The organism is Microbulbifer maximicatervae (SeqCode) (genome assembly GCF_052468155.1).
Genome location: NZ_CP174335.1, coordinates 83,606 through 97,645 on the forward strand (window position 1 = coordinate 83,606; position 14,040 = coordinate 97,645).

Genomic DNA, 14,040 nt, shown 5'->3' on the forward strand with positions numbered 1-14,040 from the left:
AATGGCTCCCACTGCAACCCTTTGGTTGTAGTGCCATCAATGTCCTATTGCCCAATCGTAAATCTGAAGCAGGAGGAACAAAGTTGCTTTTACCAGATCGCTGGAAACCCAATCATTCCAGTGGACAACCTTTCAGCCCACCGCAAGACTGCTTATGGAGACTCATGGGAAATCCTGTTATCGGGTAGAAATCTCACTTTCGAACCTCTTCCCGCTCTTAGAGCTGAATGTTAGTGATCCAACAATGCCGGAACCTCCTCCCCACCGAGGTGGTAGAGACTTTGGACGCCCGGCTTGAGTAATTCACCCAATCTGTAGCCACTCAATCTTATTGATGCGCATTATGTAGTAAAACTACAAAAATTTTCAAGAGGCTTCAAATAGTGATTGAAGATGTTGACCAGGGGAGACAGGCATATAGGAAGTATTTGGCGTAAAAGCCATCATTTTCTTTAATACTGGGAAACTTAATGCCTTCATTCAGTCACAAAGTGAAAGATTGGCCTTACTTAGGTGTAGGATTTTTACAGGCAAATGATAAGGTCTAGGAATCTCAAAGAATTGGGATAAAAAACTACAAATTACCCACAAATTAAGAAAGGAGGCGCACCCCATAAGCTAATTGCAGACTCATAACTGTTAAAATCCCACCTTCCAGCAATACTTACTTGTCGATGCCAGCGAGGCCAAGGCTCAGATAGAGCTAGTTGATGCATGAAAGTCACAATTAACGATGTTGCCGAGCGCGCCGGCGTATCTATCAAAACAGTGTCCAGGGTGATCAATAATGAGCCCTCTGTACGCGCAGCCACTCGGCAAAAAGTGCTCGACGCAGTCAAAAGCCTGAACTACACACCCAGTCTGGCAGCGCGGAATCTGGCGGGGACACACTCCTATTCCATCGCATTTATTTATGACAACCCTAATGCCCACTACGTTATCGATATGCAAAACGGCATATTGGAAGCCTGCAGAGCAAAAGGGTATGAGCTACTTATCCATCCTTGCAATTCGAAATCTCCAGTTATCCACAGCGACTTAAATAAACTGGTCGAGCACGGCAAAGTAGCCGGATTGGTCCTGACCCCCCCTTTTTCAGAGTCACCTTCTTTTATCGATACGCTCCAATCCATGAATGTTGAATTTGTGCGAATTATTTCCTCCACCAATACAGAGAAAGCAAAGGGAAAGTCTATACAGATTGACGACCGCCAGGCCGCCTACAATATTACCCAGCACCTACTTTCACTCGGGCACAAGCGTATCGCTTATTTAAGCGGAGGCGAGGAGCACCTTTCCACATTGGGGCGTCAAAATGGATACAGCCAGGCACTCGAAGATGCAGGAATAGCAGTAGACCGACATTTAATTGTTGAAGGGAAATATTCATTTGAATCGGGCCAGATCAATGCGAGAAAGATCCTCGACAGCGACAAACCTCCCTCAGCAATATTTGCCGCTAATGACGAAATCGCAGCGGGCGCTCTATTTGCCGCCCGTATGTTAAAGATTGATGTTCCCGGGCAAGTCTCTATCGCAGGATTTGAAGACAGCCCATTTTCTCGACAAACCTGGCCCAAACTTACAACCGCACACCAACCCAACCAGGAAATCGCCCGTTCGGCAGCAGAATTACTGCTTGAGAAAATTCAGTGTAAAAGTTCAAAAGAACTCAATGGTTCAGGGCAAGAGGGAGAAACGTACCGCAGCTTCACCCCCGAGTTAATTATTCGACAATCCACTGGCCCCGCGCCCAAATAACCCCTTCAGCTTAAGAGAGATCTGGAAGGTTAATTTCATCGATAAATTTCACGCCCCAGGCTCCAGGTCCTATTCACTTGCAGATCCTCACCTAATAAAACCATATCCGCTCGGGCTCCTTCAGTGATTACACCTGCTCCCAGACCAAGGAACTGCGCCGGATACAAACTTGCCATGCGCAGTGCTTCCGGCAATTCAATCCCGCACCAGTCGCGGATATTTTTAACCGCGCCGATCATATCCAAGTGAGAACCCGCTAATTCTCCGGTACTGGAGGTCAGTTTATCCCCTTCTCGTGTAACCACTCGATCAAATAGGGGAAAACTGGTGGCATCACTGCCCACTAGCGACATTGCATCGCTTACCAGTAACAACTTACCGCGAGGTTTTGCTTTCAAAGCTAGCACCATAGCGCCGGTACTGACATGGTGGCCATCGGCAATTAATCCACACCAGGCATCATCCCGGATCAGGGCTGCCCCCACCATACCCGGCTCACGCGAATGAAGCGGGGACATTGCATTGTATAAGTGGGTAAATCCTGTCGCTCCAGCATCCAACGCAGCTTCAACAATTTCAGCACTCGCATTCGAATGGCCGAGACAAACATGAACCCCCAGGGAAACCAACTTTCGGATATCGGATACCGATACACACTCTGGCGCCAGAGTGACCAAGCGGATTCCCAGGTCTTCCCGGGCGTAGAGGGAGAAGCTCCTCATGACTCAAAGAGCGGATAAACCCTCCTTCATGGGTACCCTTTTTGACCTCACTTAAATGCGGCCCCTCAAAATGTACTCCAATCACACCCGGAACACCGCTGGACAAGGCCCCACTTACCGCATCGGCCGCCCGCTGCATCACTGCAAAGCTATCCGTAATCAAGGTGGGCAGGAAAGCACTGGTACCAAACTGACTATGGGCTTCGCTTATTTTCTGAAGCGCATTAACTGAGGGCTCCTGATTAAACAGTACACCACCTCCACCATTGACCTGGATATCAATAAAGCCCGGCACCAACAAACCCGGTAAGCGCTCAGCATCGGAACTCACACCCCCACCCACTGCGGAAATCAGTCCGCTATCTCCAATGGTGATAGCAACATCTGCAAGTATGCGCTCGCCATCAAATAGCTTTTCAGCAATCAGGATAACCCCCACTTCCCCCTCCCAAATACTATTTTCTGTTTTATTCAGACTGTCTGAGTAACTTTCTTTAAACCCGCCGGCTCATCGGGATTAATCCCTCGACTTACCGCTACGTGGGCCACATCGATATAAAAACGCTGCAACAGCGCCAGTGGAGCCACCCTCGGGTGAACCCCCTTACTCGGCACATGCAAATTAATCAGCGCCGCCCCACGCCGTCGAATTTCATCGATCTGCTGGCTGTGTGTGGGGAATGACTCATCCTCGATTGGAACATTCACCACTGTCAATTTCCCTTCCACCAGCGTAACGGGGCCGTGCAAGAATTCCGCACTGGAATAGGACTCCGCATGGATATTGCAGACTTCTTTTAACTTCAGCGCCAGTTCCCGGGTAATCCCATAACCGGGACCCCGCCCCAAAACTACCAGATTTTGTACCGAGGCCAGGTTTTCCGGGCGCAATTGAATTTCTGCCTGCACCGCAGATCTCAAAGTTTCCGGCAACTTTTCCAGAGCACTACAAAGAGCAGGATCCTGCGTCCAATTGGCGACCATCTGCAGTATCGCAGATAGGGTCGCCAGATAACTTTTCGTAGCTGCAACCGCTTTTTCCGGGCCAGCCTTTAAAGGAATTACCAAGTCAACCACATCTTTAATCGGCGCATCTTCATCGTTAAGCAAAGCGACTGTATAAGCCCCCTGCTCTCTCGCCATGCGGGCCTGGGTCAGAATATCTGGGCTTCTGCCAGACTGGGAAATGACGATAACCAGGGCCTCATCGAGCTTTAATTTGCGACCATAAACACTGGAGACCGACGGTGCGGCAGCAAAAGTAGGGGTACCAGTTTCAATCTCTATCAGATACTTGGCAAAGACGCCCGCATGATCAGAAGAACCCCTCCCCACAATCATCACAAAACGAGGAGGCTTCTGGCGCAGCCGCTCTCCCAGATGAGACATTATATTGGCATTGGAATGCAGCTGTTCAGCAATCCTATCCGGCGCCTCACGAGCCTCAGCCTCCATGACCGTGGTAACCATAATACTTCCTACCTGACTCACACAAAATATGAACTCAGTTCTCACATTAATACCGAGCTCCATCAATCAGTCTATGCCCAGCAGTACTTCACCTCAGTTAATTGACGCCATTAATCATCCTGCTTTGTTTTCAAACGCCCGCTAGCACGCCAACCCGATACCCCATTACTGTCACAACAAAACTGGAATTGGGTATACCTTTTTAATCTATGCTTAAGGCACCCCTATCAGTCGCTGCCGATCATATCTACAGGAAGGATCAATGCCCCAAACCCCGGGCAGTTGCACCACACAAAAATGGCGTTTAATCATTCTCCTTGTAGTTGCGAGCTTACTTAGCAGCTGCTCCAGCATTCAATTCGCCTATAACAACATTGATTATTGGATACGCTGGAAGCTTCGTGACTATGTCGACTTAAATTCCCAGCAAGAACTGGAGTTTCAAGGGGCTCTTAACAGCTTTTTTCACTGGCACCGCCAAACACAGCTACCAAAATATGCCGATTTCCTGAGCCAACTGGCAGATAAAGTAGATCAAGGTCAACTTGAGAATCCTCAGCTGGCCCCAGTTGAAAAAGAGGTGTACCACTTCATCGAAAGCGCCAGTAACAACGCCTTCAACTTAATGCTTCCTATTGTGGCGCAGTTAACGCCACAACAGATTGATCGCCTGCAACACAACTTGGCCAAAAAGCAGCAGAAAACACTGGAAAAAAGGCAGCGCTCGCCGTGGAAAATACAACGACACCGCGATCGGCAAATTCGCCGGGAGAGCAGGCGATGGCTGGGAAGTTTAACCGAGCAACAAAAGCAGCTGATCGCAGCCTGGGTAAAGCAGGTAGAGTACAACCCTGTATTACGTAACGAACAACATATGATTTGGCAGCAACATGCCATTGAGCTTCTCCGACAGAAGCCTGATGGATACCAACAACAGTTGCGCGGTCTGCTGGAAAACCCAGACCAACTTTGGTCCGACGAATATCGCAAGGCGCAAGAGCAGCGCAAAACCCAAGCTCGCGAACTGGGAGAACAAATTCTATCCAGTACCAGCCCCACACAACGTCGTCATCTAAGCAAAACTCTGCGCGACTATGCCCAGGACTTCCGCTCTCTAGCCAGCCAATAATCAGATGCCCAGATCCCAACACCACTGCCAAGCTAATGAACGACATGAGAGCTCAAAAAGCTAGCGTATCCAGAATAAATTCCACCCAATAGATTCAAGAGAAACTAATAATCATGTGTGATTTCCTGCTGACGAAAGCGACCTAAGGCTGATAAGCTCGCCAACTCACATTACCAGCCAGGGGAATTCAAGTGCATATCGAATCCGCCACACAGGAACAATTGATCGAGTGGGAAAAAGAATTAAGCGCTCACTACAACAAGATCTGTCAACACGAGTTAAGCCTGGATATCACACGTGGAAAGCCCTCGGCGGAGCAATTAAAACTTTCCGATAAACTTGATGGAATTCTCTCCGGTGACTATCGAGCGGCAGACGGTACCGACACTCGCAACTACGGTGGCCTAATCGGTCTGACCTGCGCAAGGGAGCTGGGAGCCGAAATGCTTCAAGTGCCGGTCAACGAAGTGATTGCCGGAGGCAACAGCTCTCTCACACTGATGTATCACGCCCTAGTCACCGGTTACCTGTTCGGCTTTGCGGGCACTACCCCCTGGCGCGAATTAAAAGCTCCCAAATTTCTCTGCCCTGTTCCCGGCTATGACCGCCATTTTACGATCTGTGAGCAGCTGGGTATCCAAATGATTAACGTGCCCATGGGAGAGCAGGGGCCCGACATGGAGCTTGTGGAAAAGCTCGTGCGCGAAGACGCAGAGATTGTTGGTATCTGGTGTGTGCCCAAGTTTTCAAATCCAACAGGAGCCACTTACAGCAAGGAAACTGTAGAAAGATTGGCGCAGCTGGGACAATTTGCCGGCGCTAGCTTCCGGATATTTTGGGACAATGCCTATTCGGTGCACGACATTGGCAACTATGTAAATCTGCAAAATATTCGCACAGCAACCCTGGAAAATGATACTGCAGACTCCGTAATACAGTTTGCCTCAACTTCAAAAGTCACCCACGCTGGCGCAGGTGTTGCGTTTGTGAGCGCCAGCCAGGCAAATCTCGATTCCCTCAAAGACCAAATGCAGGCAATGACCATTGGTCCTGACAAAGTCAACCAATTGCGTCACTCGAGATTTTTTACCGAATACACCAGCCTGACAGAACACATGCATAAACATGCAGATATTCTTCGCCCGAAGTTCGAGTGTGTTCTGGAGCATTTACATAATGCCCTCACCGATGCAGATATGGGTACTTGGGAAAAGCCTGAAGGGGGTTATTTTGTTTCCTTTAATACCCTTCCCGGTTGCGCAAAAGCAGTGGTTAAAATGGCTGCGGATGCCGGAGTAAAATTAACACCTGCCGGCGCTACCTTCCCTTATGGTAAGGACCCTGAGGACAGCAATATTCGTATTGCGCCCAGTTTCCCACCGCTGGAAGAACTGGATACCGCAATGTCTGTTTTCATCCTCTGTGTCAAACTGGTGAGTCTACGTAAAAAGCTTGGCAAAATTTAACCATCCAAAATGCCAGGTGAGATTTCCTGAATCTTCAAAAAAGGCAGCTTTACGCTGCCTTTTTCATAAAGAGTCACTTCTAAGTCAGCTGGATAAATAACGTTTAGCAAACTTCTCGTCCACTTTTGATAAATCAACAACGACCAGCCCATCCACAGCATCGCAAAAATCCGGGTCAATATTAAAGGCGTGGAAACTGGTCCCTCCAGTTTTAGTAACAGAGGCATACTTTTTAAATAGGGGAGGTAGCATAACGCCCTCCTCACGCAAAATATGCTTCAATTGACGCATATCTGACACCGAATCCCCAAGTAATTCAGGCAGTTCAGATTGTGCTTCCGAAAATGGCAGTCGAGCATCCCCCAAGGAGTTTTCAGGAGCAAAATAATGGGAAAAATAGCGCACAATAACGGACTTCGCTCTCACGGAAAATGTACCGGGCATAGACACTGGGCCAAATAGGTAGCGTACCTTATTGCGCAATACCCACTGTCCAATAGCACACCAGAGCAGGTCTAACCCGCGCCCTCTCCAATATTCCGGCAGTAGGAAGCTACGCCCTAGCTCAGCAGAATCTGGCAGGCACTGCCGAGGAGGCTGCGGGTAATTAAATAGCGTACTGCTGTATATCTGATCATCCGAGAGCGCCTCGGTCGCTGCTATGCGGTAAGCTCCTGCAATCTGTCGATTTTCTGCATCCCACAACAATAGATGGTCGTAATGAGCATCAAACGCATCCCAATCCCGGCTCTGCCCGGTCCCTTCCCCCACTGATCGAAAGGCAATCTCCCTCACTCTGGCCAATTCCCGCATGACGGGGCAATCTGCTTTCTGCCGATATAAACGCACAGAAAAATTACCCAGTTCAGAGAGTGATACACAGGACTCAACCACTCGCGCTACATCGGCTTTTGGCTCAGCTTCAACAATTAATTCCGGCCCCAGAGGGGCGGGCGAACGATGTAATTGGTAGACATGTTTACGCCACAAGGCAGCCTTGGCGCGGGGTGTTAGCGGCCAACTACGAAAGTGTTCCGCTTCCAGGGGACGTCCTATACGAATATCGATACTGCGGCTGGCCTGTTTAAACATCTCCCTAATCAACCATAAAGTCGAGAGGGGCTTGTTCAACATGGAGAGGCCATAGAACCACCAGGAATTCCTCCCTAAAACCTGCACCGGCAATATCGGCGCATTGGTTTTTTCCGCAAAACGGGCAAAGCCTGAATTCCAGCGTCCATCCCGAACTCCATGGGGGGTGAGCCTGGATACTTCGCCCGCCGGGAAAATGATAATCGCTCCCCCGTCACCTAAATGGCTATAAATACCTTCAATATCGGCTCGACGGGTACGCCCATTAAAGTTATCTACGGGCAATAAACAGGGGCGCAGGGATTTTATGTTCCATAATAATTGGCTCGCGACAGCTCGAACATCTTTCCGTACCCGCGCCACCATATCAATCAGAGCGAGACCATCCAGGCTTCCTAAGGGGTGATTAGACACAATCACCAGCGGCCCACTAGTGGGAACCCGAGCCAACTCTGATGGATTTAATTCGTAGCGAAAATTCAAGTCATCGAATACCTGGCGAATAAAATCCAGGCCGCCAAGATGAGGGTAACTGCTGGTAAATTCCTGTAGCTGCTCCTCACAACAGATTTTCTTTACTGTGGCAGAAACCAATTTTCGCGTGGTTTTTTGTGGTGCCGCGCTGTACCAGGCGTTTTTCTGCAAAAGAGTCTCAAGATGAATCATGCCGCAACCACCTCTGTCATTATGCTGGCAATTTTTGGAGTCCGATACCAATGTAAAAGATCTAAATTGCCATCTTGTTGTTCTACAACCGCACTCATAGAGTCGACCCAATCACCACAATTCGCATAGGTCACAGCATCCCCACACACTGTTTTATTTCTAAGGGCAGGCCTATGGATATGGCCACAAATAACACCATCGAATCCCCGCGATATCGCTTCACGGGTGGCGACATCCTCAAAATCACTCATCATTTGTCGAGCGGCACCCACACGATTTTTTATTTGGCTGGCCAGCGACCACCAAGGCTTGTTAAACCGATTGCGCCAATAATTGATCCAGCGATTAAAGCGCAGCATCAGGTAATAACTGCGATCGCCGATATGGTAACTGATTGGATTTATTTTAATTCGGTGTTCAAACTGATCGCCGTGGGTTACCCAAAAGCGGCGCCCATTGGAAGCGGTGTGGATATAGTCTTTTTCAATTCGGATATTGCCGAGCCGCTTTCCGGCCCAGCTGCGCATTGGAGCGTCGTGATTTCCAGGAATATAAATGACTTCAGGCGTCAGGCTACTTAATTCGGAAAGCATTTCCAGTAGCAGCGAAGAGGCCTGGCACCATGTACCCCGTCCTTGAGCGAGTGCCTGCATATCAAAAATATCCCCAACCAGATAGACCGTATCGGCGCGATTCTGAGCCAGAAAATCTGCAAGTCGATGGGGCTCACTGTCTCTGCTGCCCAAATGGACATCGGAAATCCACAGTGCGCGATAGCGATTGCTCATAGCAAAGTTCCAGTCTGTACCAGTTATCAACCCATAAAAATCAGGGCAGATACGCGGCAAAAATATAGGTCGTCGCTTGAGCTAACTTGAGAAAAATCGATAAATCCGTATTTGCTCTCTTGCTAGCAAATTGAGATCAACTAAATACAGAACGTCGTTGATCGTCAGCGCAACCACTTTGCAGCGATTTGATGACAGTCAGGAGGATTTTTATTGAAGCTTATATTGCAGAGGAAAAAAAGGTGCAGCGGATGATTTTGGCGCTAAAAACCGGGCATAGAGCCCGGCCTGATTCAGAGTAAAAATAAAGCTTACTCTGTGTCCTGGGGATGACGGATAGGCGGAGCAAAAGGAAACTTGGCAACTTTGTCACCCTTTACTTCAACAATCTTGCCGGTGCCCTCTTTTTCCACTTCATCGATACGCACGATGCTGTGCATCGGAATATAGGAACGGGTTACCGAAGCAAATTCGGTTTTCAGCTTTTCCTCACTGGGATCGACCACAAGCTGAGCCTTTTCCCCAAATACAAACTCCTCCACCTCGATAAAGCCGTACATATCACTTTGATAGATGGCCCGAGCGTAGAGTTCGTACACTTGGTTTTGATTGTGGAAAATAACTTTATAAATCGGGTTGGCCATAAGTCTCTCAGGATGGGGATGACCCCGAAGCTCAAATTGATCAAAGAACGGGCAAAGCCCGAAAAAGCGCGCAAGAATAGCACAGGTTCGCAACAGCTAATATAGCCATCTATGCAGTGCCGGGTCGTATCGCTATAATGCCCCACCCTAATTGTTGACCAGTTTTTAACCAGGCGCGATATGTCCGAAACATCGGTGAAAAAGCTATATATTAAGACCCACGGCTGCCAAATGAATGAGTACGATTCCGCGAGGATGCGCGATCTGCTCGGCGAGTCCCACGACATGGTACCTACCGACGATCCCGACGAGGCGGATGTACTATTGGTCAACACCTGTTCTATCCGCGAGAAAGCACAGGAAAAGCTGTTCCACCAGCTGGGCCGTTGGAAGCACCTGAAGGAAAAAAATCCCGACCTGGTGATTGGTGTTGGCGGCTGTGTAGCCAGTCAGGAAGGCGAGGCGATTGCCAAGCGCGCACCCCATGTAGACTTGATCTTTGGTCCCCAGACCTTGCATCGCCTGCCGGAGATGATGGAGACCAAAGAGCAAAAAAGCGGCGCAGTTATCGTCGATGTGAGCTTCCCGGAGATCGAGAAGTTTGATCGCCTGCCCCAGCCAGAGGCCGACGGCGCCACCGCATTTGTCTCTATTATGGAGGGCTGCTCCAAGTACTGCACTTTCTGCGTGGTTCCCTACACCCGTGGCGAAGAAGTCAGCCGCCCTGTGGCCGATGTACTCGAAGAGATCGCCCACCTGGCAGACCAGGGTGTCCGCGAGGTGAACCTGCTTGGGCAAAACGTAAACGCCTACCGCGCTACTGGAGAAGATGGCCACGAAGTGGATTTCGCCGAGCTGATCACTTATGTGGCAGCGATTGATGGAATCGACCGTATCCGCTATACGACCTCTCACCCGGTAGAGTTCTCCGATGCGCTGATCGATGTCTACGGACAGGTGCCAGAACTGGTTAGTCACCTTCATCTGCCCGTACAAAGTGGCTCCGACCGCATTCTGATGGCAATGAAACGCGGCCACACCGCCCTGGAGTACAAATCCAAGATCCGCCGCTTGAAGAAAATTCGCCCGGATATCTGCCTGTCTTCAGACTTTATTATCGGCTTCCCCGGCGAAACTGACAGGGACTTTGAAGCGACCATGAACCTGATCCAGGACGTGGGCTTCGATATTTCCTTCAGCTTTATATATTCCCCTCGCCCAGGCACTCCAGCTGCCGACCTGGCCGATGACACGCCGGAGGAGGTTAAAAAGCAGCGCCTACAGCTGCTGCAAGCGCGGATTAACCAGCAGGCGGCAGCTATTGCCCGCCGCATGGTTGGCAACACCGAGCGTGTGCTGGTAACCGGCGTTTCCAAAAAGGACCCCGGACAGCTGCAAGGCCGCACCGAGAACAACCGGGTAGTCAACTTCCGTGCGGACGATCTCGCCCTGATCGGCAAATTTGCCGATGTTGTGATTGAAGAGGCCCTGCCAAACTCCCTGCGCGGTACTTTAGTCACATCTGAGCTGGAAGAAGATCTGTTCTAAGACTTTGTGATTACCTCAAATAGCGGCAAGATGTACTTCGAAAGCACATCCTGCCGCCAAATTAGGCTCAACTTACCCCCCAAATTACGCCCCGTAATTAAAATCAGGTAAAGTTAGAACCTATTTGTAGGAATCACCTCTTTCCCCTTTAGGGAAAATGGGTATACCCTAGCAATATAACCCCTGGATTAAAGGTGCCGGAAACCAATTTGGAAACACAAACCCTCGCTCACAGCATCACTCTCGAGCCCAACGACGCACGCCGTCTCGCCAATCTCTGCGGTCAGTTCGACCAACACCTACGCCAAATAGAACAGCGCCTAGATATCGAAATTCGAAATCGCGGCAACCAGTTTTCATTTTTCGGCGACGCCAAATCTGCGCGTGCCGCTGGCGAACTACTCAGTAGGCTCTACAAGGAAACCGGCACCAAGGACTATCTCACTCCTGACGAGATTCACTTGGCTCTGCAGCAAGCGGGGGTCGAAGAACTCACCGGCCAAGATGGCAGCGGTGAATCCGGTGAAGCTGACCAAGTAGTGCTGATTCGCACCAAGAAGTGCTCGGTACGCCCCAGAGGGCTCAATCAGCGTAAATACGTTCGCGCTGTGCAGACCAATGATATCAATTTCGGTATCGGACCCGCCGGTACCGGTAAAACCTACCTGGCAGTAGCCTGTGCAGTGGAGTCTCTGCTCAAGGATGAAGTTGAGCGAATCCTCCTGGTCCGCCCCGCCGTTGAAGCCGGCGAGAAATTGGGCTTCCTGCCCGGTGACTTGAGCCAAAAGGTAGACCCTTACCTCCGCCCACTCTACGACGCCCTCTACGAAATGCTCGGTTTTGAAACTGTTGGCAAGCTGATCGAGCGCAACGTTATCGAAGTGGCTCCCCTTGCCTATATGCGCGGGCGCACCCTGAACAATGCCTTTGTTATTCTCGATGAGAGCCAAAATACCACCCGCGAGCAGATGAAAATGTTCCTCACGCGGATTGGCTTTGGCTCCACCGCCGTAATTACCGGTGACCCCAGCCAGGTCGACCTGCCCCGTGGCCAAGCTTCCGGTTTGCGCCATGCTGTTGGAGTACTGGGGCGGGTTAATGGAATCAGCTTTACCCACTTTGGAGCCAAGGATGTGGTTCGCCACCCCCTCGTGCAGCGCATTGTGGAGGCCTACGATATTCATGAAGCTGAGCTGGAAATGGCCTCGGCAGATCGAATTTCCAATAAAGCCGATGAGAATGCCGCTTAGAGTCCGCACCTGAGTTATGACTGATTTAACACTCGATGTGCAGCGGGTCAGCCGCTGCCACGACATCCCTTCCGATGAGGCTATCAGCAACTGGGTATCCAAGGCTTTGACCGGCCACCGCAACGAAGCGGAACTGTCGGTGCGAATCGTGGACGAAAGTGAAAGCCAGGAACTTAATCACCAGTATCGTGGCAAGGATAAACCCACTAACGTTTTATCCTTCCCTACAGATTTTCCTGCGGAGCTGGATCTCCCGATGCTTGGAGATCTTGTGATCTGTGCCCCAGTAGTTGAACTGGAAGCGGAGCAACAGAGCAAATCACTATCGGCGCACTGGGCACATATGGTGGTCCATGGCACACTGCACCTTCTAGGTTATGACCATATCGAAGATGCAGACGCTCAGGTTATGGAAAGCCTGGAAACGAAGTTGCTCGCCAACCTCGGCATTGCAGACCCCTACGCCCCACAGGATGAAGTGGGATGATAGCCGCTGTACCACCGAAGTGATGGCAAACTGCTACTGAATTTTATCTACAAACGAGAGAACCCCGGAGCATGGCCACTTCCATGACCACAGACGAGCCCCCAAGTAGTCACTCAGCGAGCAAATCCCGCGCGAGTGAAAAAAGTTGGCTGGAAAAGCTGTTCAGCGCCTTTTCAGCTGAACCCAAGTCTCGCGACGAATTATTGGACATCATTAAGGACGCCGCTGAAAATCAGCTGGTAGATGCTGAAGCGCTCTCTATTATCGAAGGCGCACTGGACGTTTCCAGCCAGCAAGTCCGCGAGATTATGATTCCACGCTCGCAAATGGTTGTGGTAGGCCTTCACGATAAGCCGGAAGAGTTCCTCCCCAAAATTATTGATTCGGGGCACTCCCGATTCCCTGTCGTCGGCGAAAGTGTCGATGATATACGCGGGATATTGCTCGCCAAAGACCTGCTTCCTCTCCTGTTGAAAGGTTTCGACGGATTTCAGCTCGAAGACCTGATCCGCCCAGCCAATATTATTCCCGAGAGCAAGCGCCTCAATATCCTACTGCGCGAGTTCCGTGAGAACCGCTACCATATGGCGGTCGTGATAGACGAGTACGGCGGTGTATCCGGTGTTGTGACTATCGAAGATATCCTCGAGGAAATTGTCGGTGAAATCGAAGACGAGACCGACGAGGAAGAAGCGGATAGTTATATCCGTAAAGTTGGGGAAAACGATTTTATCGTTAAAGCTCTGACTCCCATTGAAGAGTTCAATGAATTTTTCGAGAGCGCCTTTAGTGATGAAGAATTCGACACTGTCGGCGGTCTTATTATGCAATCATTCGGCCATTTGCCGGGCCGTGACGAAGTCACCCGACTGGGTGACTTTATGTTCCGGGTACTCTATGCAGACAGCCGTCAGATACACCTTTTGCGGGTTGCCCATATGCGCAAACCGCCAGAAGAAGACAGCTGAGTACCGCTCATTACTGCAAGCCTTAACACACTGATACCCTGAGCGAACG

The 14,040-nt window shown here is 50.2% G+C and carries 13 protein-coding genes; 7 read left to right on the forward strand and 6 right to left on the reverse strand.

Going from position 1 to position 14,040, the window contains the following annotated elements; genetic code table 11:
* The first annotated feature begins 714 nt into the window (after positions 1–714).
* Positions 715–1,761, forward strand: coding sequence for a LacI family DNA-binding transcriptional regulator (locus ACJJIY_RS00400; protein ID WP_444896299.1), 1,047 nt, complete (start codon positions 715–717; stop codon positions 1,759–1,761).
* A 35-nt stretch (positions 1,762–1,796) separates the two neighbouring features.
* Here the strand turns inward: ACJJIY_RS00400 and ACJJIY_RS00405 are convergent, their stop codons facing one another.
* The 3 genes from ACJJIY_RS00405 to nagB-II are packed head-to-tail and all read right to left on the reverse strand — an operon-like array spanning position 1,797 to position 3,953.
* The gene (locus ACJJIY_RS00405; RefSeq protein ID WP_444896298.1) at positions 1,797–2,438 is read right to left on the reverse strand and encodes an N-acetylglucosamine-6-phosphate deacetylase; all 642 of its coding nucleotides are present in this window, start codon (positions 2,436–2,438) and stop codon (positions 1,797–1,799) included.
* Complete coding sequence (locus tag ACJJIY_RS00410; RefSeq protein WP_444896297.1) at positions 2,338–2,922, reverse strand: hypothetical protein; 585 nt, start codon at positions 2,920–2,922, stop codon at positions 2,338–2,340. Before ACJJIY_RS00410 ends, ACJJIY_RS00405 begins: the two co-directional genes overlap by 101 nt.
* A 32-nt stretch (positions 2,923–2,954) precedes the next feature.
* On the reverse strand, positions 2,955–3,953 hold the full coding sequence (gene nagB-II, locus ACJJIY_RS00415) for a glucosamine-6-phosphate deaminase NagB-II (RefSeq protein WP_444896296.1): 999 nt from the start codon (positions 3,951–3,953) through the stop codon (positions 2,955–2,957).
* 262 nt (positions 3,954–4,215) lie between these two features.
* Here nagB-II and ACJJIY_RS00420 point away from each other — a divergent pair, with 262 nt between their 5' ends.
* Positions 4,216–5,082, forward strand: coding sequence for a DUF6279 family lipoprotein (locus ACJJIY_RS00420; protein WP_444896295.1), 867 nt, complete (start codon positions 4,216–4,218; stop codon positions 5,080–5,082).
* A 191-nt stretch (positions 5,083–5,273) separates the two neighbouring features.
* Positions 5,274–6,548, forward strand: coding sequence for an aspartate aminotransferase type Ic (locus tag ACJJIY_RS00425; RefSeq protein ID WP_444896294.1), 1,275 nt, complete (start codon positions 5,274–5,276; stop codon positions 6,546–6,548).
* Positions 6,549–6,632: 84 nt separating this feature from the next.
* On the opposite strand, the gene olsF is transcribed toward ACJJIY_RS00425, so the two are convergent.
* The 3 genes from olsF to ACJJIY_RS00440 all read right to left on the reverse strand — a co-directional run bounded on the left by olsF (position 6,633) and on the right by ACJJIY_RS00440 (position 9,738).
* A complete protein-coding gene (gene olsF, locus ACJJIY_RS00430) occupies positions 6,633–8,306 on the reverse strand; it encodes a bifunctional ornithine lipid synthase OlsF (RefSeq protein ID WP_444896293.1) in 1,674 nt (557 codons plus the stop codon).
* Positions 8,303–9,094, reverse strand: coding sequence for a UDP-2,3-diacylglucosamine diphosphatase (locus ACJJIY_RS00435; RefSeq protein WP_444896292.1), 792 nt, complete (start codon positions 9,092–9,094; stop codon positions 8,303–8,305). Before ACJJIY_RS00435 ends, olsF begins: the two co-directional genes overlap by 4 nt.
* A gap of 311 nt (positions 9,095–9,405) precedes the next feature.
* Positions 9,406–9,738: a DUF1820 family protein gene (locus tag ACJJIY_RS00440; RefSeq protein ID WP_172975496.1), complete on the reverse strand. Its 333-nt coding sequence runs from the start codon at positions 9,736–9,738 to the stop codon at positions 9,406–9,408.
* Between the two features lie 180 nt (positions 9,739–9,918).
* Here ACJJIY_RS00440 and miaB point away from each other — a divergent pair, with 180 nt between their 5' ends.
* The 4 genes from miaB (at position 9,919) to ACJJIY_RS00460 (ending at position 13,991) form a co-directional block, all read left to right on the forward strand.
* Positions 9,919–11,286: a tRNA (N6-isopentenyl adenosine(37)-C2)-methylthiotransferase MiaB gene (miaB, locus tag ACJJIY_RS00445; RefSeq protein WP_413663105.1), complete on the forward strand. Its 1,368-nt coding sequence runs from the start codon at positions 9,919–9,921 to the stop codon at positions 11,284–11,286.
* Between the two features lie 194 nt (positions 11,287–11,480).
* Positions 11,481–12,536 carry a PhoH family protein gene (locus ACJJIY_RS00450; RefSeq protein ID WP_445358876.1) on the forward strand — a complete coding sequence of 352 codons (1,056 nt, stop codon included), beginning with the start codon at positions 11,481–11,483 and terminating at the stop codon, positions 12,534–12,536.
* A gap of 16 nt (positions 12,537–12,552) precedes the next feature.
* Positions 12,553–13,023 carry an rRNA maturation RNase YbeY gene (gene ybeY, locus ACJJIY_RS00455; protein WP_444940901.1) on the forward strand — a complete coding sequence of 157 codons (471 nt, stop codon included), beginning with the start codon at positions 12,553–12,555 and terminating at the stop codon, positions 13,021–13,023.
* A 71-nt stretch (positions 13,024–13,094) separates the two neighbouring features.
* Positions 13,095–13,991 (forward strand): CorC family transporter, encoded by an 897-nt coding sequence (locus tag ACJJIY_RS00460; RefSeq protein ID WP_413663108.1) that lies wholly within the window; start codon positions 13,095–13,097, stop codon positions 13,989–13,991.
* Positions 13,992–14,040 lie beyond the last annotated feature (49 nt).